This window comes from Mesobacterium pallidum (assembly GCF_019966535.1).
Lineage (GTDB): Bacteria > Pseudomonadota > Alphaproteobacteria > Rhodobacterales > Rhodobacteraceae > Mesobacterium > Mesobacterium pallidum.
In genome coordinates, this window is the sequence record NZ_JAIMID010000004.1 from 1 (window position 1) to 22,943 (window position 22,943).

The window sequence follows — 22,943 nt, forward strand, 5'->3', positions numbered from 1 at the left end:
TCGTTTGCGACGTCGCTATGCACGTGTCTTAGGGCCTCACAGCGAAATCCGGCAGGCGGTAGCAACCGGGTGGTTACCCTTTTCCAGCCGCACGGTCCTGGCGCGCAGCGTCCGGGTGAGCTGCTCCGCGGAGGACGGGGCGTTCTGGTTGGCCCGGACAAGCATGACGATGACCAGCAGGATCCGTGCGTCGATGACCAGCCCGCAGGCCAGGATCAGCAGCGGTTGGCTTGCGCGGTTCTGCGCGCGGAAAACCCATCCGGTTCCGGGTCCACGAGGTTGTCGAAGGTAGTGCATGCCTTCAGCCGTGTTCGTGTGGTCCATCATGGACAACGGCTTGTTGGACATCGCTCGATTTTCGCCTTTGGCATCAATGCCTTAGGTGAAATGGCGGAGACGAAGGGATTCGAACCCTCGAGACGGTTTCCCGCCTACTCCCTTAGCAGGGGAGCGCCTTCGACCACTCGGCCACGTCTCCGCCGACGCGTATAGCGCGGCTCTTGGCGGTTTCACAAGGCGAAAGTTCAGAAAACGTGGCCGTCGTGGACATATGTTCCAATAACCTGAAAACGCTCGAAGAAAGTCGTCCGGCTGACGCCTTGCGCCTCGGGCCCGCGGCGCCGGGAGCGAAACGCGAAACACCCCGCCGAGGGGCGGGGTGGTCCGATCATGGGCCGACCTGGCGCGGGATCAGCCCCAGAAGCTCCAGCTTCCCCAGCTCCAGCCGCCGTCATCATCGGAGTTGTCGCAGCTCGAGTCGTCCTCTTCTTCCTCGTCGTCCTTGGACCACCAGTCGTTCCAGTCCGAGCCGCCGTCGTCCTTGTCGTCGTCGCCCCAGCCGCTCCAGGGCCAGTCGTGGCCGTCGTCCTTGTCGTCATCGCCCCAGCCGCTGTCGTGGCCGTCATCCTTGTCGTCATCGCCCCAGCCGCTGTCGTGGCCGTCATCCTTGTCGTCACCCCAGGACCAGCCGCTCCAGGACCAGCTGTGGTCGCCCCAGGACGAGCCGCCGTCGTCGTGGTGGCTGTCGTCTTCCTTGTCGCCCCAGGACCAACTGTCGCCCCAGGACCAGCTGCACGAGCCTGTGTCGTCCTTGTCGTCATCGCCCCAGCTGCCCCAGGACCAGTCGTGACCGTCGTCCTTGTCGTCGTCGCCCCAGGACCACCAGTCGTGGGAGTCATCGTCGTCGTCCTTGTCGCCCCAGTTGCCCCAGGACCAGTCACCCCAGGACCAGTCGCAGCCCGAGCCGCCATCGTCCCCGCCGGTGTCCTCTTCGGTGTCGCAGTTCACGATGACCGACAGGTCGGCGCCCTTGAAATCCTCGAGCGAAAGCGGGTTGCCGCTGTCGTCCCAGAGGGTGAAGTTGCCCACGGCCACGTTGCCCTCGGTGCCAGACCCCTCGGTGCCGAAGGTGACGAAGGCGTCGTAGGTGCCGCCGGCGTCGGTGCCGTCGGGCAGGCTGTCGAACCCGTCGGCCTGAAAGCCGGAATCGGTGACCTGGCCGCCGTAGATGCCGATGTTCACCAGCGTGTCGTCGTCGTTCATGTCGAACAGCAGGCCGTCGATGTCCGGCATGTCCTGCTCGGGATCGGTCGGCGCGATCTGGCAGAAGATGCTGCCGTCACCATTGTCCTGCAGCGTGATCGTGAGCGGGCAATCCCCGGAGGTGGTCTCGAACACGATCGTCTGCTTGGGCGCGATCGTCGTCAGCTCGTCGGGAATGGTGTCGGTGATGGCAGTCATGGATTGTCCCCTAAAGGTAAGAATGCGTCTTGGTGTGCCCCATGGTCCCGGAATCGCCTCGGAGGCAAAAGATTGCAAAGACCTTGGCCCAATTGTGGCGAAACGGAGCGTTCGCATTCCGGAAACCAAGGCGGATTCCGGGTTGGGGAAGTGAGCAAGTATTTGAAAGATATATAATTAAGTTACGGCCGCCTTCGTCCCGCCATTGGTTGACTTGGGGCGGGAATAAGGCGTCTTTCGTACCGGAACCGCAGGCATTGTTTCCAATTTTCGGAAAAGCCCCCGATGTTGCCGCATTTATCCAAAGCAAAAGGCCCGCCGAAACGGGCGGGCCTTTGCGATGGGTTCATCCGGGGCCGGTCAGCCGCGGGTTTCGATATCCGTGTAGTCGCGCATCTTCTCGCCAAGGTAAAGCTGGCGGGGGCGGCCGATCTTCATCTGCGGATCGGCAAGCTGCTCTTTCCACTGGGAGATCCAGCCGACGGTCCGCGACAGGGCGAAGATCGGCGTGAACATCGAGGTGGGGAAGCCCATCGCCTCGAGGATGATCCCGGAATAGAAGTCCACGTTCGGGAACAGCTTCTTTTCCTTGAAGTAGGGGTCCGACAGCGCGATCGCTTCGAGCTCCTTGGCGACCTGCAGCAGCGGGTTGTCCTCGACGCCCATCAGCTCGAGCACCTCGTCGGCCGACTGCTTCATCACCGTCGCGCGCGGGTCCATGTTCTTGTAGACCCGGTGGCCGAAGCCCATCAGGCGGAACGGATCGTTCTTGTCCTTGGCCTTTTTGATGTACTCGGGGATCTTGTCGACGGTGCCGATTTCCTTGAGCATCTCGAGGCAGGCCTGGTTGGCGCCGCCATGGGCAGGCCCCCAGAGGCAGGCGATGCCGGCCGCGATGCAGGCAAAGGGGTTGGCGCCCGAGGACGAGGCCAGCCGCACGGTCGAGGTCGAGGCGTTCTGCTCGTGGTCGGCGTGCAGGGTAAAGATCCGGTCCATCGCGCGGCTCAGGATCGGGTCCACGTGGTATTCCTCGGCCGGGACCGAGAAGCACATGTGCAGGAAGTTCCCGGCGTAATCGAGGTCATTGCGCGGGTACACGAAGGGCTGACCGACCGAGTACTTGTAGGCCATGGCCGCGATGGTCGGCATCTTGGCGATCAGGCGGTGCGACGCGATCTCGCGCTGGCGCGGGTCGCTGATGTCGGTGCTGTCGTGGTAGAAGGCCGACATGGCCCCGACCACGCCCACCATGACAGCCATCGGATGCGCGTCCCGGCGGAAGCCACGGAAAAAGTTCATCATCTGCTCGTGGATCATCGTATGGCGGGTGACCGTCGCCTCGAATTTCTCCAGCTCGGATGCGGTGGGCAGGTGGCCGTAGAGCAGCAGGTAGCAGACCTCGAGGTAATGCGACTTGCCGGCCAGCTGGTCGATCGGGTAGCCGCGGTGCAGCAGCACGCCTTCCTCGCCGTCGATGAAGGTGATGGTGCTGTCGCAGGCCGCGGTCGAGGTGAAGCCGGGGTCGTAGGTGAAGACGCCCGCCTGGCCATAGAGCTTGCGGATGTCGATCACATCCGGCCCCGCGCTGGGGCTGTACACGGGCAACTCGTAGGTCGCACCGTCAAGGGTCAGCGTCGCAGTCTTCGCGTCATTGGTCATGATGGTCCCCTCATTCTCTCCGTTTTGCCGTGCGCGGACTGCGCGGTGGCCTTCGTTACCCCGACAATACCTGCCGGGTGGTTAACCCGTCTGTCCGGCGCGAGAAATCGCGTCGTCGAGGCGGGCGAGCGTTTCGTCCCGTCCGAGCACCAGCATCATGTCGAAGACGCTGGGCGTGGCCGCACGACCGGCGAGGGCGGCGCGCATCGGCGCGGCCAGCTTGCCAAAGCCGATGCCATGCGCCTCGGCCACGCCGTTCAGGATGGTCTCCAGATCGGTGCGCGTCCAGCTAACATTTTGCAACTGCGGCGTCAATTCAGATAGTATACCAATGGATACCGTGTCGAGCGACCGGGCCGATTTCTCGTCCGGCTCGATGGGGCGATCGTTCAGTAGAAAAGCCGCCTTGTCAATCAGTTGCGGGTAAGTCTTGGCCGAGGACTTGAGAAAACCGATGGCCTGCTCCATCCGGGTCATCTGGGCCGAAGACGGTATGTCCTGCCCTGTTGCCGCAAGGTAATCTGCCCATTCTTGCAGCACTGCAGCATCCTCCATGACCGCCATGTGCTGCCCGCAGAGGTTTTCCAGCTTCTTGAAGTCGAAGCGGGCGGGCGATTTGCCGATCCCGCCCAGGTCGAACCACGCCTGCGCCTGCGTATCGGTAAAGAACTCGTCGTCGCCATGGCTCCAACCCAGCCGGGCCAGGTAGTTGCGCATGCCGGCGGCGGGGTAGCCCAGCTTCTGGTATTCCTCGACGCCAAGCGCACCGTGGCGTTTCGACAGCTTCTTGCCGTCGGGGCCGTGGATCAGCGGGATATGCGCCCAGACCGGGATGTCCCAGCCCATCGCGTCGTAGATCATCTGCTGGCGGGCGGCGTTGTTGAGGTGATCGTCGCCGCGGATCACGTGGGTCACGCCCATGTCGTGATCGTCCACCACCACGGCCAGCATGTAGACGGGCGTGCCGTCCGAGCGCAGCAGGATCATGTCGTCGAGCTGGTCGTTGCGGATGGTGACGTCGCCCTGCACCTGGTCGGCGATCACCGTCGCGCCATCGCGCGGCGCCTTGATGCGCACGGCAAAGGGCGCATTCGGGTGGGTCGCGGGGTCGGCGTCGCGCCAGGGGCTCTGGAACAGGGTCGAGCGCTTCTCTTCGCGGGCCTGGTCGCGGAAGGCCTGGATTTCTTCCTGCGTCGAAAAGCACTTGTAGGCCTTGCCCTCGGCCAGCAGCTGGTTTGCGACCTCGGCATGGCGATCCGCGCGGGCGGCCTGGCTGACCACCTCTCCGTCATGGTCGAGGCCAAGCCATGTCATCCCGTCCAGGATCGCCTGCGTCGCGGCTGGCGTGGATCGCTCGTGGTCCGTATCCTCGATCCGCAGTAGGAACCGGCCGCCGCGGCCGCGGGCATAGAGCCAGTTGAACAGCGCGGTGCGCGCGCCGCCGATGTGCAGGTAGCCGGTGGGCGAGGGGGCAAATCGGGTGACGACGGTCTCGGACATGGGAATTTCGCCTTTCGGTCACCGCGGCCGTTAACCTTTCGGTAACCACGGAGGGTCTACGGAGGGGTATCTAGGTACGCGCGTGATTAAGCACAGCGCGCAGATGGGGGCAAGCATGGGGCCGCCAATGGGGCCTGCCGGGTTGCGCGCGCGGATCGCGGCGGGCGTGCTGGAAAAGCGGGGGCAGCTGTTCCCCTTCGTCCCGGTCCTGATGGGGCTGGGGGTGGCGGCGTTCTTTTCCCTGCGGGTCGAGCCGCCGGTCTGGCTGCTTGGCTGTCTTGGCTTCGTGGCCTTGGTGGGCGGGTTCTGGGCGGCCTGGCGGGCCGGGCCGGTGCTGGCGGTGGCGCTCTGGGTGCCTGTGCTGCTGGTGGGGGGCTTTGCGCTGGCCGGTGCGCGCACGCACGTGAAGGCCGCGCCGGTGCTGACCTTCCGCTACTTCGGCCCGATCGAGGGGCGCATCGTGGCCGTCGACCGCTCGGCCTCGGACGCGGTGCGGCTGATGTTGGACGCGGTGGTGCTTGAGGACCTCGCCCCGGATCGCACACCCACCCATGTCCGCGTCTCGCTGCATGGGCCCGAGCCGCGCGTGCCGCTGATCCCCGGCCAGCTCATCGGCCTCACCGGGCACCTGTCGCCCCCGGGAGGCCCGGTCGAGCCCGGCGGCTTCGATTTCCGCCGCCACGCCTGGTTCCTGTCGCTGGGCGGTGTCGGCTACACGCGTGACCCGGTCGTGGCCCTCGCCCCCGCGCCCGAGGGCGCCTGGCTGGGCCGCGCCCGCATGGCGCTGGCGACCCGCATCACCACGGCCCTGCCGGGCCAGCGCGGGGCCATGGCGGCGGCGCTGCTGACCGGCGACCGGTCCACCGTCAGCCAGGACGTGCTGACGGACCTGCGCGAGTCGAACCTGGCGCATCTGCTGGCGATCTCGGGCCTGCACATGGGGCTGCTGGCGGGCTTCGTCTTTGCCGCGACGCGGCTGGCGCTGACCGTCTCGCCCCCCGGCTGGCGGCGGCGCAAGATCGCCGCGCTGGTCGCACTGGCGGCGGGGGCAGGCTACCTCGCGCTCTCGGGCGGCAACGTCGCGACCCAGCGCGCCTATGTCATGGTGGCCGTGGCGCTTGGCGCGATCCTGGCCGATCGGCGGGCCATCTCGCTGCGCGCCGTGGCCATCGCCGCCACCCTCATCCTCGCGTTCCGGCCCGAGGCGCTGCTGGGCCCCGGCTTCCAGATGTCATTCGCCGCCACCACGGCGCTGGTGGCGGTCTTTTCGGTCCTGCGCGACCGGCCGCAGGATGCCTGGCGCCTGCCGAAATGGACGCGGCCGGTGATGGCCGTGGTGATTTCCTCGGGCGTGGCGGGGCTGGCGACAGCGCCCTTTGCGGCCGCGCATTTCAACATCATGGTCAAGTACGGGCTGATCGCGAATCTTGCATCGGTGCCTCTCATGGGCACCATCGTGATCCCCGCGGGCGTCGTGGCGCTGCTGGCCATGCCGGTCGGGCTCGAGGCCGCGCCGCTCTGGGTCATGGGGCAGGGGACGGGCTGGATCCTGTCGGTTGCCCATTGGGCCGCCGGCGTCGAAGGCGCGGTCATGGCGATCCCCGCGCCGGGGCCATGGGTGCTGCCGCTGCTGAGCCTGGGCGCGCTCTGGCTGGTGCTCTGGCCCGGGCGCAGTCGGCTGGCCGGCCTCGCCCCCGCCGCGCTTGCCCTGGCGCTCTGGCCCCTGGCCGAACGGCCCGAGGTGCTGGTGGCCGAAGGCGGCACGCTGGTCGGCGTCATGACGGAAGACGGCCGCGCGCTGAGCCGGGCGAAAGGCGCGGGCTTTGTCGCCTCGGTCTGGCTGGAGAACGACGGCGACCGCGCCTGGCAACAGGACGCCGCCGCCCGTGCCGCCGCGCCCGCCGGGCTGGTCTGGTCCTACCCGACGGGCACGGGGCGCATCGTCCACCTGTCGGGCAAACGCGCCGTCGCGGCCTTCCCCGGATGCGGGCCCGGCGACGTCATCGTCGCCTCGGTCGCGGCCGAGTTCGCCGGATGCGAGGTCTACGACCCCGACCGCCTGCGCGAAACCGGCAGCCTCGCGATCCGGGACGGCCGCGTCATCACCGCGCGCGACCGCACTGGCCGCCGCCTCTGGTCCCCGGGTTGAGGCGGGCCGCGTCCCGCAGTAAGAGGGCGCGACCCCAATCCCGGAGCCGCCCATGTCGCAACCCGCCTTCGTCCTCGTCCGTCCGCAGATGGGCGAAAACATCGGTGCCGCCGCCCGCGCCATGTGGAACTTCGGCCTCGACCGGATGCGCATCGTGGCGCCGCGCGACGGCTGGCCGAACCAGAAGGCCGTCGCCATGGCCTCGGGCGCAGGGCGGCTCTTGGACGAGGCGCAGATCGCCGAGGACCTGCCCGGAGCGCTGGCCGACCGCACCTATACCTACGCCACGACCGCCCGCTCGCGCGACCTGACCAAGCCGGTCTTCACCCCCGAGGGCGCGATGCGGGACGCCCGCCAGCGCATCGCCAACGGCGAGAAGATCGCGGTTCTCTTCGGCCCCGAACGCGCGGGGCTCGAGAACGACGACATCAGCCGTGCCAACGCGATCATCACCGTGCCGGTGAACCCGGACTTCGCCTCTCTCAACCTCGCGCAATGCGTGCTGCTGACCGCCTATGAATGGCGGCGCGGTGCGGACGAGACCCCGCCGCAGGTCACCGAGATGGCCGGCACCGACTGGGCCAACGGCGAAGAGATCGAGGCGCTGGTCAGCCATTACGAGGAGAGGCTGGACGACGCCGGTTTCTTTTTCCCGGACCACAAGGCGCAGAGCATGAAGCAGAACCTGCGCAACATGTGGAGCCGTATGCCCCTGACCCAGGCCGACGTGCGCATGCTGCACGGGATGATGCGGCAGATGGTCCGCTGGAAGGACCGGGGCTGAACCTTGAAGGCGGGCGGGGCGGGGCCTAATCTCCGCCCGACGAACAGGAGGCAGGCCATGGCCGCAGGCAAACGCAGCATCTTCGAAGAGGTCGGGACCGAGACCCGCAAGCCAGAGCCCCAGGGCGGCATGATCGACAAGGGCCGGCGCGGCGCGCGCGGGGCGATCCGCATCTGGTTGATGGTGCTGTTCGCCATGGTCTTCGCGATGATCGCCGTGGGCGGGTTGACCCGGCTGACCGACAGCGGGCTCTCGATCACCGAATGGAAACCGATCTCGGGCGCGCTGCCGCCGATGGGGGCCGAAGCCTGGGCTGCCGAGTTCGAGCTCTACCGCCAAAGCCCCGAATACCTGAACCAGAACGCCGGCATGTCGCTGGAAGAGTTCAAGTTCATCTTCTGGTGGGAATGGGGCCATCGCCAGCTGGGCCGGGTGATCGGCCTTGTCTGGGCGCTGGGTTTCGTCGGTTTCGCGCTGGCGCGGCAGATCCCGACCGGCTGGACCCGCAAGCTGCTGTGGATCGGCGCGCTTGGCGGGCTGCAGGGCGCGATCGGCTGGTGGATGGTCTCCTCGGGCCTGGTCGGAGACCGCGTGGACGTCCAAAGCTATCGCCTGGCCACGCATCTTGGCCTTGCCTTCGTCATCCTCGGCTTCATCGCCTGGTACGTGTTCGAACTGGGCCGGGCGGAGCGCGAGCTGATGCAGGCCCGTCGCCATCGCGACCGCAAGGCGTTCGGCATGGGCACCGGCCTCATGCACTTCGCCTTTCTGCAAATCCTCATCGGCGCGCTCGTCGCGGGCATCGACGCCGGGCGGGGTTACACCGACTGGCCGCTGATGGCCGGGGGCTTCCTGCCGCCCGATTTCTTCGACATGACGCCGTGGTGGCGGAACTTCTTCGAGAACGACGGCTTCGTGCAGTTCTGGCACCGGATGGTGGGCTATGCGCTGTTCGCCTTCGGGATTTTCGCCTGGACGCGCGGGCGGCGCTCGGCCTCTCCGGCGGTGCGCTTCGGCTTCAACGCCGTGCTGGCGATGATGTGCGTGCAGGTCGTGCTGGGCATCGTCACCGTGCTCTATTCCGCGCCGTTGGCGCTGGGGCTGCTGCACCAGCTGGGCGCCGTCGTTCTGTGGGTGCTGATCCTGCGCGCCCGTTTCCTGGCGGCCTATCCGCCGGCCCAATCCGTAAGAGGCTGAAATGACAGCATATACCGACCTGATGGCGTTCCAGCGCGAGACCGAGGCACTGGCGCAGGTCGCCGGCCGGCTGGGCTGGGACCAGGAGACGATGATGCCGCGCGGCGCGGCCGAACAGCGCGGCGAAGAGGTCGCGGCGCTGGAATCCGTCCTGCACGCCCGCCGCACCGATCCGCGCATCGGCGACTGGCTGGGGGCGGTGGACGAGGCCGCGCTGGACGAGGTGGGCCGCGCCAACCTGCGCCACATCCGCCGTGATTTCGAGAAACAGCAGAAGGTGCCGGCGAAACTCGCCTCCGAGGTGGCGCGGGTCACGGCGCTGAGCCAGGGCAAATGGGCCGCCGCCCGGGCCGAGGACGATTTCGCCGCCTTCGCCCCCGTCCTGGCCGAGGTGGTGAAGCTGAAGCGCGAGCAGGGCGCGGCGCTCGCGGATGGCGGAGACGTCTACGACGCGCTGCTCGACGGCTACGAGCCCGAGGCGACGGCGGCCCAGCTCGAGGCGATGTTCGGCGCGATGCGGCCCCGGCTGGTGGCCCTGCGCGACAAGGTGCTGGGCGCGACGCCGGCGCCGGTTCTCACGGGGACCTTCGACGAGGCCGCGCAGATGAAGCTGACGCGCGAGATCGCCAAGACCTTCGGCTACGACATGGCGCGCGGGCGGGTCGACAAGGCGGTGCACCCGTTCAGCTCGGGGTCTGGCAACGACGTGCGGATCACCACGCGCACGGCGCCGCATGACCCGTTCAACTGCATCTATTCGACCATTCACGAGGTCGGCCACGCGAGCTATGAGCAGAGCATCGACCAGGCCTACCTGCTGACCCCGCTGGGGCAGGGCGTGTCCATGGGCGTGCATGAAAGCCAAAGCCGGATCTACGAGAACCAGCTGGGCCGAAGCCGCGCCTTTGCTGCCTGGTTGCATGGCCGCATGACCGAGGTCTTTGGTGACCTGGGCCTCGAGGGGCCGGAGGCGTTCTTCAAGGCGGTCAACCGGGTGACGCAGAACTACATCCGCACCGAGGCGGACGAGATCCAGTACAACCTGCACGTCCTGCTGCGCTTCGACCTTGAACGCCAGCTGATGGCCGGCCGGCTGGAAGCGGCGGACATGGAAGAGGCGTGGAACCTCCGCTTCCTCGCCGATTTCGGCTATGCGGTGGACAAGGCATCCAACGGCGTGTTGCAGGACGTGCACTGGTCGCTGGGGCTTTTCGGCTATTTCCCGACCTATTCGCTGGGCAATGTCTATGCTGGCTGCCTGCATGCGTCGCTGCGACAGGCGGTGCCGGACCTCGACGCGCAGCTGGCGGCGGGCGACACTTCGGGCGCGACGGGTTGGCTGCGCAATGCGGTGCAGCAGCACGGCGGACTCTACACGCCGCGCGACGTCATCACCCGCGCGACCGGCGGCGCGCCGACTGAGGCGCCGCTGCTCGATTACATCGAGGCGAAGTTCACCGCGCTTTACGACCTTTGACACCGCGTGAGCCCCAAGATTTTTCGACGAAAAATCTTGGGGCCGGGTGCCCGGCACCGCAGATTGTTCGTCAGAACAATCTGCTTTGGCAGGGGTCAGAGCAGCCCCATCCGTTCCACCCGCTCGGGGTCGGGGAAGGGGCGGTAGAGCCCGAAATCCACGTGCTTGATCAGCCCGTGCACCGACCGGTAGCGGGTGCTGATCGCATCGTCATCCTCGCCCGAGACGCGGAAGGCGGCGTCCAGTTGCGCCAGGTCCTTTACCGCGATCTGCAGCATGAAATCGCGGTAAAGCCCGTCTGCGAGGTTCAGCTTGCGCCGGTAGAGCTGCCAGTCAAGGATCACCTTCCGCTCCATCAGCAGGCCCATCCATTCGTCGAGCGCATGGGCAAAGGCCAGCGCCTTGGCATCGTCCTTGAGGTCGATCGTGCAGCAATAGAGGTTCATCGGCGGCTCCGCTCCCATGGCAGAGGCCATGCTGCCACCAAGCCCTTGCCGTTCGATTAACGCGCCCCGGAACACAAAACGGCCCCGGATCGCTCCGGGGCCGCCTGCAATTCCATGACCGAAAGGCTCAGCTTTCGGGGACCGCGTCGTCCTCGTCGCCCTGGTCGGCGATCCAGGCCACGGACACGACCTCTTCGCCCTTGCCGGTGTTGAACACCTTGACCCCGCCGGCCGAGCGCGAGCGGAACGAGATCCCGTCCACCGGCACGCGGATCGACTGGCCCTTGGAGGTCGCCAGCATGATCTGGTCGTCCATCTCGACCGGGAAGGAGGCGATGATCTCGCCGCCGCGCATGGTCTTTTCCCAGGCCGTGACGCCCATGCCGCCGCGTCCGCGCACCGGGTAGTCGTGCGAGGACGACAGCTTGCCCAGGCCCTGCGCCGTGATGGTCAGGATCAGGTTCTCGGCCGCCGACATCTCGGCATAGCGCTCCTGCGGCAGGGCGGCGTTGGCGTCGCCCTCTTCCTCGTCCGAGGCCTCGGCATCGTCGGCGAGCCCGGCCATCGCGCGGCGCATCTTGAGATAGCTGGCCCGTTCGTCCGAGGTCGCGTCGAAATGCCGGATGACGGACATCGACACCACCTCGTCACCGTTGGACAGCTTGATCCCCCGCACCCCGGTCGAGGCGCGCGAGTTGAAGACCCGCACATCCGGCACCGGGAAGCGGATCGCCCGGCCAGCATTGGTCACCAGCATGACGTCGTCATCCTCGGAGCAGATGCGCGCGTTGATGAGACGCGTGTTCTCGTCCTCGCCCTCGAACTTCATCGCGATCTTGCCGTTGCGCATGACATTGGTGAAATCCGACAGTCGGTTGCGGCGGACGGAGCCCTTCGACGTCGCAAAGACGATCTGCAGATCGTCCCAGTCCTTTTCGTCCCGGTCCACCGGCATGATGGCCGCGATCGACACGCCCGTCGGGATCGGCAGGATGTTGACGATCGCCTTGCCCCGCGCGGTCCGGCCGCCCAGCGGCAGGCGCCAGGTCTTCAGCTTGTAGACCATGCCGTCGGTGGTGAAGAACAGCAGCTGCGTATGGGTATTGGCGACGAACAACGTGGTGACCACGTCGTCATCCTTGGTCGCCATGCCCGACAGCCCCTTGCCGCCCCGCTTCTGCGCGCGGAAATCGGCCAGCGCGGTGCGCTTGATCCAGCCCGACTGGGTCACGGTGACGACCATGTCCTCGCGCTCGATCAGGTCCTCGTCTTCCATATCGCCCGACCAGTCGACGATCTCGGTGCGGCGGGGGACGGCGAACAGCTCCTTCACCTCGGTCAGCTCGTCCGAGATGATCTGCATGATCCGCTCGCGGCTGGCGAGGATGGCGAGGTAGTCCTTGATCTTGCCCGCCAGCTCTTCCAGCTCGTCCGTCACTTCCTTGACGCCCAGCTGGGTCAGGCGTTGCAGGCGCAAGTCGAGGATGGCACGGGTCTGCGTTTCCGAAAGGTTGTATGTCCCGTCGTCGTTCATCGTGTGGGTCGGATCGTCGATCAGTCGGATGAAGGGCGCGATCTCTTCCGCCGGCCAGCGCCGTTCCATCAGCTTCTCGCGGGCTTCGGCGGCATCGGCCGAGGCGCGGATGGTCGCGACCACCTCGTCCACGTTGCTGACGGCGACGGCGAGACCACAAAGGATATGGCTCCGCTCCCGCGCCTTGCGCAGCAGATAGGCGGTGCGGCGGGCCACGACCTCTTCGCGGAAATCGAGGAAGGAGGTCAGGAAGCGCCGCAGCGTCAGTTGCTCGGGCTTGCCGCCGTTCAGCGCCAGCATGTTGCAGCCGAACGAGGTCTGCATCGGCGTGAAGCGGAACAGCTGGTTCAGCACCACCTCGGCGGTGGCATCGCGCTTGAGCTCGACCACCACGCGCACGCCGTTGCGGTCGCTCTCGTCCTGCACATGGGTGATGCCCTCGATCTTCTTGTCGCGGGCGGCCTCGGCGATCTTCTCGATCATCGAGGCCTTGTTCACCTGGTAGGGGATCTCGTCCAGCACGATGGCATAGCGGTCCTTGCGGATCTCTTCCACGCGGGTCTTGGCGCGGATGATGACGCTGCCGCGCCCCTCCAGGTACGCCTTGCGTGCGCCCGACCGGCCCAGCATGAGGCCGCCCGTGGGGAAATCGGGGCCGGGGATGTACTCGATCAGCTGCTCCGAGCTCAGGTCCGGCTCGGCGATCAGCGCGAGGCAGGCATCGATGACCTCACCCAAGTTATGCGGCGGGATATTGGTCGCCATGCCGACGGCGATGCCGCCCGCGCCGTTGACCAGCATGTTCGGGAAGCGCGCGGGCAGGACCGTGGGCTCGCGGTCCTTGCCATCATAGTTGTCCTGGAAATCGACGGTTTCCTTGTCGATATCCGACAGCATGTAGGCGGCCGGCTTGTCCATGCGCACCTCGGTGTAGCGCATGGCGGCCGCGTTATCGCCGTCCATCGAGCCGAAGTTGCCCTGGCCGTCCAGCAGCGGAAGCGACATGGAAAAATCCTGCGCCATCCGCACCAGCGCGTCGTAGATCGCCGAATCCCCGTGGGGGTGGTATTTCCCCATCACGTCGCCGACCGGGCGCGCGGACTTGCGGTAGGGCTTGTCGTGGGTGTTCGAGGTCTCGTGCATGGCGTAGAGGATGCGCCGGTGCACAGGTTTTAGGCCATCGCGCAGGTCGGGAATGGCCCGGCTGACGATCACGCTCATGGCGTAGTCGAGATAGCTGGTCTTCATCTCGGCCGAGATCGAAATCGTGGGGCCGCCCCAGCTGCTTCTGGGCGGCTTTTCCCCTTCGTTTTCAGGGGTTTCCGGCGTATCACTCACGTCTGGATACCTGCTCTCTGCGTCATACTATATCTGGTTGGCAGAGGTATATCAGAGCCACGATATGGGGTGCAATGGCCGATCCCGCCCCCGGTTGGCAGCCAGCCTCCGACAGTGCCAACACACTGTTTTTGTTGAAAATTAAATCCCGTGTCGCATCATGACGTTACGAGCAACGAACAAGGAGTGTCTTTCGTGACAAGCGAAACGGAATTGATGCTGCGCGGATACGGGCTGACCACGGCGGAATTCTTCTACCGCATGCCCGATTACCGCAACGTGCTGAACAGCTACATCTGGCAGGATTACGATCTGGCGCCGGATCACAAGAAGCTCTTTTCCTTCATCGAGTTCTGGCAAGACAGCATCGAAGGGCCGCTGCATTCGGTGCGCTTCACCCATCGCAAGATGGTCTCGCCCGGCGAATGGCGCCAGGTGGTCGGCGAATTCCGCTACCACTGACGCGGGGACGGGGGCCGCGCGGCCCCCGATCCGGTCTTCATTGTGCCCGTAAACTCCGGGGGTGTGGGGGCTGCCCCCCACTTGACCCTGCATGTGGGGATTGCCCCGACGGGCCGACCCGCCGGCGCTGCGCGGATCAGGGAATGATCCGCGTGTACTTCGTCCCCTCGAGCGTCGCGCCGATCCGCAGGCCGGCCTGGCCGAAGAGAAAGGCGATGACCGGCGCGAGCGCCGTGGTCGTCTCGGTCGCCAGCGCGCCGCCCTCGGTGGGCACGGCATATTCCACGTCCGCGCCCGCGGCCCAGCCGGGCGAGCGGCGGAAGTTCAGAAGCGCATCGTCGGTCATGAAGAACAGCACGTGGCTATATTGCTGCGCGCCGATCTGCAGCCCGATGTTGCCCTTGGCGGCCGAGTAGTAATCGACCGTCGCCCCGTCGATCAGCAGCGCGCCACGGCCGTAGCCGCCGCCGATGCCCAGGCCGGCCTCGGTGATCAGCGGCATCACCAGAACGCCGGTCGCCTTCGCGGCGACCTGGCTCGCCGAGGGGTATTGCGCGTAAAGCTGGCCAAGGGTGGATTGCACCCGCGCGTCGATCTGCGCGGCATTGCCGCCGCCAAAGCCGTTGCCGCAGGCGGCCGTCGTACCTGCCGCCGCCAGCCCCATCAGGGTGACGGCCCGTCTTGTCATATGGGTCATGGGTCTGCTCTCGTTGCTCGTGTCCTGCCCGGCCTGTGTCCGGCCGGTTCAGGGGTCAGGTTACATGCCAAGTGCGGCCAAGTCACCCCAAACCGTCCATGTCGGCGGGATCACGCGACCCGCAGAGATCAACCTTGACGCAGCAGGCGGGCGGCCTCGGGCGCGAAATAGGTCAGGATGCCGTCGCAGCCGGCGCGCTTGAAGGCCAGAAGGCTCTCCATCATCACCTTGGTGCCATCGACCCAGCCGTTCAATGCGGCGCCCTTGAGCATCGCGTATTCGCCCGACACCTGGTAGGCGTAGGTCGGCGCGCCGAAGGCGTCCTTTACCTGCCGGCAGATGTCGAGGTAGGGCATCCCGGGCTTGACCATGACCATGTCGGCGCCTTCGGAGAGGTCCCGCTCGACCAGCCGCAACGCCTCGGCGGCATTGGCGGGGTTCATCTGGTAGGTCGCCTTGTCGCCCTTGAGCGCGCCCGAGGCACCCACCGCGTCGCGGAACGGCCCGTAGAAGGCGCTGGCATACTTGGCCGAATAGCTCATCAGGCAGACGTTCTTGTGGCCCGCGCCTTCGAGCGCATCGCGCAGCGCGCCGATGCGGCCGTCCATCATGTCCGAGGGGCCGATGATGTCGGCGCCGGCCTCGGCCTGGGACAGCGCCTGTTTCACCAGCGCCTCGACCGTATCGTCGTTCACGATCTCTCCGTCCACGACAAAGCCGTCATGGCCGTTGATGTTGTAGGGGTCGAGCGCCACGTCGGTCATCACCGCGATGCCGGGGGCGGCGGCCTTGATCGCGCGGGTGGCGCGGTTGCTGAGGTTCTCGGGGTTCCAGGCCTCGGCGCAATCCTCGGTCTTGAGCGCGGGATCCGTGTAGGGAAAAAGGCAGATGGCCGGAATGCCAAGGCTTTCCGCCTCCTGCGCGGCCTCGGCGATCAGGTCCACCGATCGGCGGAAGACGCCGGGCATGGACGGGACCTCTTCCTGCACGCCCACGCCGTCACGGACAAAGACGGGCCAGATCAGGTCGCCGGTCGACAGCGTGTTTTCGCAGGTCAGCGCCCGCAGCGCGGCGCTTGACCGGGCGCGGCGGAACCGGGTGGCGGGGAAGGGGCCCTGGGTCATGTCTAACTCCTTGATCCTGCCGGGATCAGGTGGCATGGAATGAAACAATCCGCAAGTCTGGGCTTTTGCCGCGCCTTGCGCTAATGACCGGCGACACGCCGCACCCGGGGACAGGGACCGACCTTTGGACATTTACCAGACCATCCTGGAAGTCATCGACATGCGCTCGTTCTCGAACCTGTGGTTCTGGATCGCGCTTGCGGTGATGTGGTCGACGGCCAGCCACTGGATCATCGGCGTGCCCTTCGACATGCTGAACCGGGCCCGGCGGCGCGGGGGCGAGGCCGAGAAGGACCTCGAGGACCTGGTGCGCATCTACACCAACCGCATGCTCTATATCGGGCGCGTGGCAGGGATCTGGATGCTGGCCATCACCTGTTTCGTGCTGACCTCGCTGGCGATCGGCGGCTTCTGGTACAATGTCGAATTCGCCCAGGCACTGTTCCTTCTGGGCTTCCCGATGAGCCTTGTCGGCGGGCTCAGCCTCAACACCGCGCGGATCATCGAGCGGAAGCAGCCGACCGGCGAGGCGCTGCGCAAGCAGCTGATGCGCCACCGCGTCTACACCCAGATCATCGGCATGGTCGCGATCTTCTTCACCGCCGCCTGGGGCATGTTCAAGAACCTCTCGCTGGCGATCCCCGGCTACTGAGGCGATGAACGCGGTTCAGAATATCACCGTCGGCGGCGCGCCCGAGGGGTTCGACGCCCGTCTCGTGCTCGAGGAGGTGGCCGCCAACGGCCCCGTCATCCACGTGGCGCGCGACGACAAGCGGCTGGCGGCGATGCGGGACGCGCTGCGGTTCTTCGACCCCGCCATGCCGGTCGTGGTCTTTCCCGGCTGGGATTGCCTGCCTTACGATCGCGTCAGCCCCAATGCCGACATCTCGGCGCAGCGCATGGCGACGCTGGCGGCGCTGGTGCATGGCATGCCCGAGCGGTTCGTACTGCTGACCACGCTCAACGCCGCGACCCAGCGGGTGCCCGCCCGCGAGGTGCTGCGCGAGGCGGCCTTTGCCGCCCGGGTGGGCGACCGCGTGGACGAGGGCGCGCTGCGCAACTTCCTGGTGCGCATGGGCTTTTCCCAGGCGCCCACCGTGACAGAGCCCGGCGATTACGCGATCCGCGGCGGGATCATCGACATCTATCCGCCGGGCGATCTGGGGCCGGTGCGGCTGGATCTCTTCGGCGACATCCTCGACGGGGCGCGGCGGTTCGATCCGGGGACGCAACGTACGACGGAAAAGCTCGACGTGGTCGAACTGGCGCCGGTCAGCGAGGTGATCCTGGACGACAGCGCCATCACGCGCTTTCGGCAGAATTACCGGATCGAATTCGGGGCCGGCGGCGCCTCGGACCCGCTGTATGAAAGCGTCAGCGCGGGGCGGAAACATGCGGGGGTCGAGCATTGGCTGCCGTTCTTCCACGACCGGCTCGAGACGCTATTCGACTACCTGCCGGGCGCCACGATCACGCAGGACGACCAGCTGACCGCCGCGCGCCTGAGCCGCTGGGAGCAGGTGGAGGATCAATACGGCGCGCGCAAGCATGCGCTTGAACAGAAGGCCTCGCTCGATTCCGTCTACAAGCCCGCGCCGCCGGGGCTGCTTTACATGGACGACGCGGCGTGGGAGCAGGCGGTGGCCGGCCGCCGCCGGTTGCAGTTCCATCCGCTGGCGCAGGCCTCGGGTCCGGGCGTCAAGGATGCGGGCGGGCGGATCGGGCGCAATTTCTTGCCCGAGCGTCAACTGGAAAACGTCAGCCTTTTTGCGGCCTTGGCGGATCACGTGAAGGCAAAGCTCGAAGTCGGGCCGGTGGTCATCGCCTCCTATTCCGAGGGCGCCCGCGAACGCCTTTCGGGTCTGATCGAGGACGAGGGCCTGTCCGAGACGATCCATGTCTCGGACTTCTCGCGCGTCGGCAAGCGCGGGCTTTACCTGACGGTCTGGGCGCTGGATGCGGGGTTCGAGGCCAAGGGCCTCACGGTCATCTCGGAACAGGACGTGCTGGGCGACCGGCTGATCCGCGCCCCGCGCAAGAAACGCCGGGCCGAGAACTTCCTGACCGAGGCGCAAAGCCTCAGCCCCGGCGACCTGGTGGTCCACGTGGACCACGGGATCGGCCGCTACCACGGGCTCGAGGTCATCACCGCCGCCGGCGCCGCGCATGAATGCCTGCAGCTGGAATATGCCGAAAACGCGCGGCTCTACCTGCCGGTCGAGAACATCGAGCTGCTCAGCCGTTACGGCCATGACGAGGGGCTTTTGGACAAGCTGGGCGGGGGCGCCTGGCAGGCGAAAAAGGCGCGGCTCAAGGAACGCATCCGCGAGATGGCCGACCGGCTGATCCGCGTCGCGGCCGAACGGGCGCTGCGCAAGGCGCCGATGCTTGAGCCGCCGACGGGGATGTGGGACGCCTTCTGCGCGCGCTTTCCCTACGAAGAGACGGACGACCAGCTGCGCGCCATCGGCGAGGTCATGGACGACCTGCAGTCGGGCCAGCCGATGGACCGGCTGATCTGTGGCGACGTCGGTTTCGGCAAGACCGAGGTGGCGATGCGCGCCGCCTTCATCGCCGCGATGTCGGGCGTGCAGGTCGCGGTGATCGCGCCGACGACGCTGCTGGCGCGGCAGCACGCCAAGAGTTTCGCCGAACGGTTCCGGGGCTTCCCGCTCGAAGTGCGGCAATTGTCGCGCTTCGTGCCGGCCAAGGAGGCGGCCGAGACGCGCGACGGCATGGCCAGGGGCACGGTGGACATCGTCATCGGCACCCATGCCATCCTGGCCAAGGGCATCCGGTTCAAGACCCTCGGCCTGCTGGTGATCGACGAGGAACAGCATTTCGGCGTCACCCACAAGGAACGGCTGAAACAGCTGCGCAGCGATATCCATGTGCTGACGCTGACCGCGACGCCGATTCCGCGCACGCTGCAGCTGTCGCTGTCGGGCGTGCGGGACCTGTCGATCATCGGCACGCCCCCCGTGGATCGCCTGGCCATCCGCACCTACGTGAGTGAATTCGACGCGGTGACGATCCGCGAGGCGCTGCTGCGCGAACGCTATCGCGGCGGGCAAAGCTTCTACGTGGTGCCGCGCATCGCCGACCTGCCCGAGATCGAGGAGTTCCTGCGGACCCAGGTGCCCGAGGTCAGCGTCATCGTCGCCCATGGCCAGCTGGCGGCCGGAGAGCTCGACGACCGGATGAACGCCTTCTACGACGGCAAGTACGACGTGCTGCTGGCGACGACGATCGTGGAATCCGGCCTCGACATCCCGACGGCGAACACGATGGTGGTGCACCGGGCGGACATGTTCGGGTTGGCGCAGCTTTACCAGATCCGCGGCCGGGTGGGGCGCTCCAAGACCCGCGCCTATGCCTATCTCACGACCAAGCCGCGCACCAAGCTGACGGCCACAGCGGAAAAACGGCTGCGCGTGCTGGGCTCGCTCGACAGCCTCGGCGCCGGGTTCACGCTGGCCAGCCAGGACCTCGACATCCGCGGGGCCGGGAACCTGCTGGGCGAAGAGCAGTCGGGTCAGATGCGCGACGTGGGCTATGAGCTCTACCAGTCGATGCTGGAAGAGGCGATTGCCAAGATCCGGTCGGGCGCGCTCGAGGGGCTGTCGGAGGTCGACGACCACTGGGCACCGACGATCAACCTTGGCGTGCCGGTGCTGATCCCCGAGGACTATGTGCCCGACCTCGACGTGCGCCTCGGCCTCTACCGCCGCCTCAGCGAGTTGCATACCAAGGTGGAACTGGAAGGCTTTGCGGCCGAGCTCATCGATCGCTTCGGCAAGTTGCCGCGCGAGGTGAACACGCTGCTGCTGGTGGTGCGGATCAAGGACATGTGCAAGCGGGCCGGGATCGCCAAGCTGGACGGCGGGCCGCGGGGCGCGACGATCCAGTTCCACAACGACAAGTTCGCCAATCCGCAGGGGCTGGTCGAGTTCATCCAGGACCAGAAGGGCCTCGCCAAGGTCAAGGACAACAAGATCGTCGTCCGGCGCGACTGGAAGAAGGACAGCGACAAGATCAAGGGCGCCTTCGCCATCGCCCAGGACCTGGCCAAGAAGGTGCGCGCGGCCGAAAAATCTTCGTGAAGAAGATTTTTCCGCGGGGGCGGGCGGACTGAAAAGTCTTCGTCAGAAGACTTTTCGCGGGGGGCACCCGGTCAGCGGGCGGCGAACCAGGCCGCGATGCGCGGCTGCAGCCAGGCCCAGAGGGTCGGCGCCCCGCGCTTGATGCCGGACCCGACCCGGGCCTCGACCGTTTCCTGCGCCACCTTGTAGTCCACCCAGGACCCGCCACCCGAGGCGATGTTGTGGTTCGGGGTCTGGAACCGGTCGATCGCCTTGGCGAATTGCGCGTCCACGCTTTCCGCCGCCTCAAACTCGTCCCAGAGCGCGCGCAAGGCGTCCCGTTGGTCGGCAGGCAGCAGGCCGAAGATCCGGTCGGCCGCCGCTTTCTCTTCGGCTTCCTGCTGCGCCGGGTCGTGGTCGCCAAAGACCGGGTGGTCGCCCGCGTCGATCTCGACCAGGTCGTGGATCAGCAGCATCCGGATCACCCGGTCGATGTCGACGCCCTCGGGCGCGTGTTCGCCCAGGATCAGCGCGTAAAGCGCGATGTGCCAGGAGTGTTCGCCCGAGTTTTCGTGGCGGGAGTTGTCGCAGAGCCGCGTGGCGCGGGTCACCGATTTCAGCTTGTCGGCTTCCAGCAGGAAGGCCATCTGGGCATCAAGGCGTCGGGTCATGGGCGCAGGCTCCCCACAGGCAGGTGATCTTGTTGGTGAAAAGGGCTGCAATCCAGCCGGCGACGATCAGCACCGGAAGGACAAAGGCCCCATGGGTTCCCTTGCGGTCGCAGTCATGTTGGGACGCGGGCGGCAGGAGGGCCCAGGCGCAGAACAGGCCGAAGAGCGCCGCGCCGGCCAGCAGGACCTTCCGCTGGCGTGGGTTGCGCGCGAGGGCAAGAAACAGCGCAAAACCGGCGAAGGGGCCCAAGAGCAGGCCCGCCGCCATGAGCGACGACACGGGCGTCAGTGCCGTGTCGGCCATCAGGCGGCTGACCTCCGACGCTTGCCCGAGGCATTGGCGCCAGCCCTGTTCGCCGAGTTGCAGCAGCAGCGACAGGGTGAGGGCCGAACCAAGCAGCAGCCCGATGGGCAGCGCGGCGCGGGTCACTCCGCCGTCGGGGGCGCGGCCGCGGCGGCCTTTTCGGCCCGCGCGGCCTTGACCTTGTCGACCAGGAACTTGCGGGCCTTTTCCTCGGCCATTCGCACCCGGATCTCGGTGATATAGGCTTCTTCCAGCGTCTGGGAGGCGGCGGCAAGCACGTTGCCGACCTCGACGAAAAGCCGGTCCTCACCCAACTCCTTCATCGCCTTCATCGTGTCATCGGCCAGTTTCGACGCGAGCGTCTCGATGGTTTTCGACATCTGGGCCTCCGGGGCAGGTTCAGCGGGTGGATTCGGTCAGGCGGCGCTTGACGTAATCGGTGACACTTTCGGTCAGCGTGTCCATGTGCGGCTCTTCGAAGAAGTGGCCCGCGCCCTCGACCTCCTGGTGGGTGATCGTGATTCCCTTCTGTTCCTGCAGCTTGCCGACCAGCGACTGGGTGTCCGCGGGCGGGGCCACGCGGTCGCCGGTGCCGTTGATGATCAGGCCCGACGACGGGCAGGGCGCCAGGAAAGAAAAGTCGTACATGTTGGCCGGCGGGGAGACCGAGACGAATCCCGTGATCTCGGGCCGGCGCATCAACAGCTGCATGCCGATCCAGGCACCAAAGGAGAATCCGGCGACCCAGCAATGTTTCGAGTTGTTGTTCATCGACTGCAGGTAGTCGAGCGCCGAGGCGGCATCGCTCAGCTCGCCGATGCCCTGGTCGTATTCGCCCTGGCTGCGCCCAACGCCGCGGAAATTGAACCGCAGCACGGTGAAGCCCATGTTGTAGAAGGCATAATGCAGGTTGTAGACGACCTTGTTGTTCATCGTTCCGCCGAATTGCGGGTGCGGATGCAGCACGATGGCGATGGGCGCGTCCCGTTCCTTCTGCGGATGGTAGCGGCCTTCCAGGCGGCCTTCGGGGCCGGGGAAAATCACCTCGGGCATGCGGTGCGTCACTCCTGACTGGGTGGGTGCGCATTCTTGACGAAAACGCTCGACCACCTTAGAACAATTCCAAATCGCGGGACCCTGCCGGCAGGGCCTTTCGGCAGATAGTCGCTGAGGGCGCGAAGGTCAATGAATTGTGGGGGAGCAGGTCGATGAAGCTGAGCACCAAGGGCCGCTATGCAATGGTGGCGCTGACGGACCTGGCGATGCAGCCCGACGGATCGCTGGTCAACCTCGGCGACATCTCGCGGCGGCAGAGCATCTCTCTGCCCTATCTCGAGCAGCTCTTCGTCAAGCTGCGGCGGGCCGAGCTGGTCGTGTCGGTGCGTGGGCCGGGCGGTGGCTACCGCCTGGCGCGGCCGGCGTCCGAGATCCGGGTGGTCGAGGTGCTGTCGGCGGTGGACGAGACCGTGGATGCCATGCACACCGGCGCGGGCGCCAGCGGGGGCCTCTCGGGCAGCCGGGCGCAATCGCTGACCAACCGGCTGTGGCAGAGCCTGTCGGCCCATGTCTATGTCTTCCTGCACCAGACGCGCCTGTCGGACGTGATAGACAACGGGTTGGCGCCCTGTCCGGCGGTGCCGGGCATCTTTGCCGTGGTGGACGAGGCCGGGGCCGAGGCCATCGCGCCGGTGGCGGACGAGGCGTGAGCCTGCCCCGCGCGGAGTGCTGCGCACGCCGGTCGGTTTGCGTATCCGCCACGCAGGCCCTGGAGGGCGCTGC

At 66.7% G+C, this 22,943-nt stretch carries 20 protein-coding genes and 1 tRNA gene; 8 read left to right on the top strand and 13 right to left on the bottom strand.

The annotated features are described in order from the left end of the window. Positions 1 to 36 precede the first annotated feature (36 nt). The 5 genes from MF270_RS07125 to gltX form a co-directional block, all read right to left on the bottom strand. Complete coding sequence (locus MF270_RS07125; protein WP_238365187.1) at positions 37 to 348, bottom strand: hypothetical protein; 312 nt, start codon at positions 346 to 348, stop codon at positions 37 to 39. 40 nt (positions 349 to 388) lie between these two features. Continuing rightward, positions 389 to 478 (bottom strand) — tRNA-Ser (locus tag MF270_RS07130). 212 nt (positions 479 to 690) lie between these two features. Continuing rightward, a complete protein-coding gene (locus MF270_RS07135; protein ID WP_238365188.1) occupies positions 691 to 1,740 on the bottom strand; it encodes a hypothetical protein in 1,050 nt (349 codons plus the stop codon). Between the two features lie 360 nt (positions 1,741 to 2,100). Further along, positions 2,101 to 3,399 (bottom strand): citrate synthase, encoded by a 1,299-nt coding sequence (gene gltA, locus MF270_RS07140; protein ID WP_238365189.1) that lies wholly within the window; start codon positions 3,397 to 3,399, stop codon positions 2,101 to 2,103. An 81-nt stretch (positions 3,400 to 3,480) separates the two neighbouring features. Next, on the bottom strand, positions 3,481 to 4,899 hold the full coding sequence (gene gltX, locus MF270_RS07145; protein ID WP_238365190.1) for a glutamate--tRNA ligase: 1,419 nt from the start codon (positions 4,897 to 4,899) through the stop codon (positions 3,481 to 3,483). Between the two features lie 115 nt (positions 4,900 to 5,014). On the opposite strand from gltX, the gene MF270_RS07150 reads away from it, so the two are divergent. Genes MF270_RS07150 through MF270_RS07165 form a run of 4 tightly spaced genes read left to right on the top strand, consistent with a single transcriptional unit; the run spans position 5,015 to position 10,506 of the window. Further along, positions 5,015 to 7,048 carry a ComEC/Rec2 family competence protein gene (locus tag MF270_RS07150; protein ID WP_238365191.1) on the top strand — a complete coding sequence of 678 codons (2,034 nt, stop codon included), beginning with the start codon at positions 5,015 to 5,017 and terminating at the stop codon, positions 7,046 to 7,048. 52 nt (positions 7,049 to 7,100) lie between these two features. Then, positions 7,101 to 7,832 carry an RNA methyltransferase gene (locus tag MF270_RS07155; protein ID WP_238365192.1) on the top strand — a complete coding sequence of 244 codons (732 nt, stop codon included), beginning with the start codon at positions 7,101 to 7,103 and terminating at the stop codon, positions 7,830 to 7,832. Between the two features lie 57 nt (positions 7,833 to 7,889). Next, the gene (gene ctaA, locus MF270_RS07160; RefSeq protein ID WP_238365193.1) at positions 7,890 to 9,029 is read left to right on the top strand and encodes a heme A synthase; all 1,140 of its coding nucleotides are present in this window, start codon (positions 7,890 to 7,892) and stop codon (positions 9,027 to 9,029) included. 1 nt (position 9,030) lies between these two features. Continuing rightward, entirely contained in the window at positions 9,031 to 10,506 is a 1,476-nt protein-coding gene (locus tag MF270_RS07165; RefSeq protein WP_238365194.1) for a carboxypeptidase M32, read from the top strand. A gap of 95 nt (positions 10,507 to 10,601) precedes the next feature. Here the strand turns inward: MF270_RS07165 and MF270_RS07170 are convergent, their stop codons facing one another. Both MF270_RS07170 and gyrA read right to left on the bottom strand, forming a co-directional pair. Next, on the bottom strand, positions 10,602 to 10,952 hold the full coding sequence (locus MF270_RS07170; RefSeq protein WP_238365515.1) for a DUF6614 family protein: 351 nt from the start codon (positions 10,950 to 10,952) through the stop codon (positions 10,602 to 10,604). A gap of 127 nt (positions 10,953 to 11,079) precedes the next feature. After that, positions 11,080 to 13,824, bottom strand: a complete 2,745-nt coding sequence (gyrA, locus tag MF270_RS07175) for a DNA gyrase subunit A (RefSeq protein WP_238365195.1) — start codon at positions 13,822 to 13,824, stop codon at positions 11,080 to 11,082. A gap of 216 nt (positions 13,825 to 14,040) precedes the next feature. Here gyrA and MF270_RS07180 point away from each other — a divergent pair, with 216 nt between their 5' ends. Continuing rightward, entirely contained in the window at positions 14,041 to 14,286 is a 246-nt protein-coding gene (locus MF270_RS07180; protein ID WP_238365516.1) for an usg protein, read from the top strand. Between the two features lie 136 nt (positions 14,287 to 14,422). Here the strand turns inward: MF270_RS07180 and MF270_RS07185 are convergent, their stop codons facing one another. Both MF270_RS07185 and hemB read right to left on the bottom strand, forming a co-directional pair. Beyond that, positions 14,423 to 14,983: a lipid-binding SYLF domain-containing protein gene (locus MF270_RS07185; protein ID WP_238365196.1), complete on the bottom strand. Its 561-nt coding sequence runs from the start codon at positions 14,981 to 14,983 to the stop codon at positions 14,423 to 14,425. Positions 14,984 to 15,111: 128 nt separating this feature from the next. Continuing rightward, on the bottom strand, positions 15,112 to 16,107 hold the full coding sequence (hemB, locus tag MF270_RS07190) for a porphobilinogen synthase (protein WP_238365197.1): 996 nt from the start codon (positions 16,105 to 16,107) through the stop codon (positions 15,112 to 15,114). 124 nt (positions 16,108 to 16,231) lie between these two features. Between hemB and MF270_RS07195 the strand changes: the two genes are divergently transcribed. Then, positions 16,232 to 16,759, top strand: a complete 528-nt coding sequence (locus MF270_RS07195) for a component of SufBCD complex (protein ID WP_238365198.1) — start codon at positions 16,232 to 16,234, stop codon at positions 16,757 to 16,759. Positions 16,760 to 16,763: 4 nt separating this feature from the next. Next, a complete protein-coding gene (gene mfd / locus MF270_RS07200) occupies positions 16,764 to 20,210 on the top strand; it encodes a transcription-repair coupling factor (protein WP_238365199.1) in 3,447 nt (1,148 codons plus the stop codon). Between the two features lie 71 nt (positions 20,211 to 20,281). On the opposite strand, the gene MF270_RS07205 is transcribed toward mfd, so the two are convergent. Genes MF270_RS07205 through MF270_RS07220 form a run of 4 tightly spaced genes read right to left on the bottom strand, consistent with a single transcriptional unit; the run spans position 20,282 to position 22,217 of the window. Then, a complete protein-coding gene (locus MF270_RS07205; RefSeq protein ID WP_238365200.1) occupies positions 20,282 to 20,860 on the bottom strand; it encodes an HD domain-containing protein in 579 nt (192 codons plus the stop codon). Beyond that, entirely contained in the window at positions 20,844 to 21,290 is a 447-nt protein-coding gene (locus MF270_RS07210; RefSeq protein ID WP_238365201.1) for a hypothetical protein, read from the bottom strand. Before MF270_RS07210 ends, MF270_RS07205 begins: the two co-directional genes overlap by 17 nt. Beyond that, complete coding sequence (locus tag MF270_RS07215) at positions 21,287 to 21,544, bottom strand: hypothetical protein (RefSeq protein WP_238365202.1); 258 nt, start codon at positions 21,542 to 21,544, stop codon at positions 21,287 to 21,289. Before MF270_RS07215 ends, MF270_RS07210 begins: the two co-directional genes overlap by 4 nt. Before the next feature lie 19 nt (positions 21,545 to 21,563). After that, positions 21,564 to 22,217 (bottom strand): alpha/beta hydrolase, encoded by a 654-nt coding sequence (locus MF270_RS07220; RefSeq protein ID WP_238365203.1) that lies wholly within the window; start codon positions 22,215 to 22,217, stop codon positions 21,564 to 21,566. A 155-nt stretch (positions 22,218 to 22,372) separates the two neighbouring features. Between MF270_RS07220 and iscR the strand changes: the two genes are divergently transcribed. Further along, complete coding sequence (gene iscR, locus MF270_RS07225) at positions 22,373 to 22,870, top strand: Fe-S cluster assembly transcriptional regulator IscR (protein WP_238365204.1); 498 nt, start codon at positions 22,373 to 22,375, stop codon at positions 22,868 to 22,870. The last annotated feature ends 73 nt before the right edge of the window (positions 22,871 to 22,943 follow it).

What these genes read in the sequence shown, in the direction of transcription:
- MF270_RS07125 (WP_238365187.1), bottom strand. Translation starts at nt 348, where the DNA reads ATGTCCAACAAGCCGTTGTCCATGATGGACCACACGAACACGGCTGAA.
- MF270_RS07135 (WP_238365188.1), bottom strand. Translation starts at nt 1,740, where the DNA reads ATGACTGCCATCACCGACACCATTCCCGACGAGCTGACGACGATCGCG.
- gltA (WP_238365189.1), bottom strand. Translation starts at nt 3,399, where the DNA reads ATGACCAATGACGCGAAGACTGCGACGCTGACCCTTGACGGTGCGACC.
- gltX (WP_238365190.1), bottom strand. Translation starts at nt 4,899, where the DNA reads ATGTCCGAGACCGTCGTCACCCGATTTGCCCCCTCGCCCACCGGCTAC.
- MF270_RS07150 (WP_238365191.1), top strand. Translation starts at nt 5,015, where the DNA reads ATGGGGCCGCCAATGGGGCCTGCCGGGTTGCGCGCGCGGATCGCGGCG.
- MF270_RS07155 (WP_238365192.1), top strand. Translation starts at nt 7,101, where the DNA reads ATGTCGCAACCCGCCTTCGTCCTCGTCCGTCCGCAGATGGGCGAAAAC.
- ctaA (WP_238365193.1), top strand. Translation starts at nt 7,890, where the DNA reads ATGGCCGCAGGCAAACGCAGCATCTTCGAAGAGGTCGGGACCGAGACC.
- MF270_RS07165 (WP_238365194.1), top strand. Translation starts at nt 9,031, where the DNA reads ATGACAGCATATACCGACCTGATGGCGTTCCAGCGCGAGACCGAGGCA.
- MF270_RS07170 (WP_238365515.1), bottom strand. Translation starts at nt 10,952, where the DNA reads ATGAACCTCTATTGCTGCACGATCGACCTCAAGGACGATGCCAAGGCG.
- MF270_RS07180 (WP_238365516.1), top strand. Translation starts at nt 14,041, where the DNA reads ATGCTGCGCGGATACGGGCTGACCACGGCGGAATTCTTCTACCGCATG.
- MF270_RS07185 (WP_238365196.1), bottom strand. Translation starts at nt 14,983, where the DNA reads ATGACCCATATGACAAGACGGGCCGTCACCCTGATGGGGCTGGCGGCG.
- hemB (WP_238365197.1), bottom strand. Translation starts at nt 16,107, where the DNA reads ATGACCCAGGGCCCCTTCCCCGCCACCCGGTTCCGCCGCGCCCGGTCA.
- mfd (WP_238365199.1), top strand. Translation starts at nt 16,764, where the DNA reads ATGAACGCGGTTCAGAATATCACCGTCGGCGGCGCGCCCGAGGGGTTC.
- MF270_RS07205 (WP_238365200.1), bottom strand. Translation starts at nt 20,860, where the DNA reads ATGACCCGACGCCTTGATGCCCAGATGGCCTTCCTGCTGGAAGCCGAC.
- MF270_RS07215 (WP_238365202.1), bottom strand. Translation starts at nt 21,544, where the DNA reads ATGTCGAAAACCATCGAGACGCTCGCGTCGAAACTGGCCGATGACACG.
- MF270_RS07220 (WP_238365203.1), bottom strand. Translation starts at nt 22,217, where the DNA reads ATGCCCGAGGTGATTTTCCCCGGCCCCGAAGGCCGCCTGGAAGGCCGC.
- iscR (WP_238365204.1), top strand. Translation starts at nt 22,373, where the DNA reads ATGAAGCTGAGCACCAAGGGCCGCTATGCAATGGTGGCGCTGACGGAC.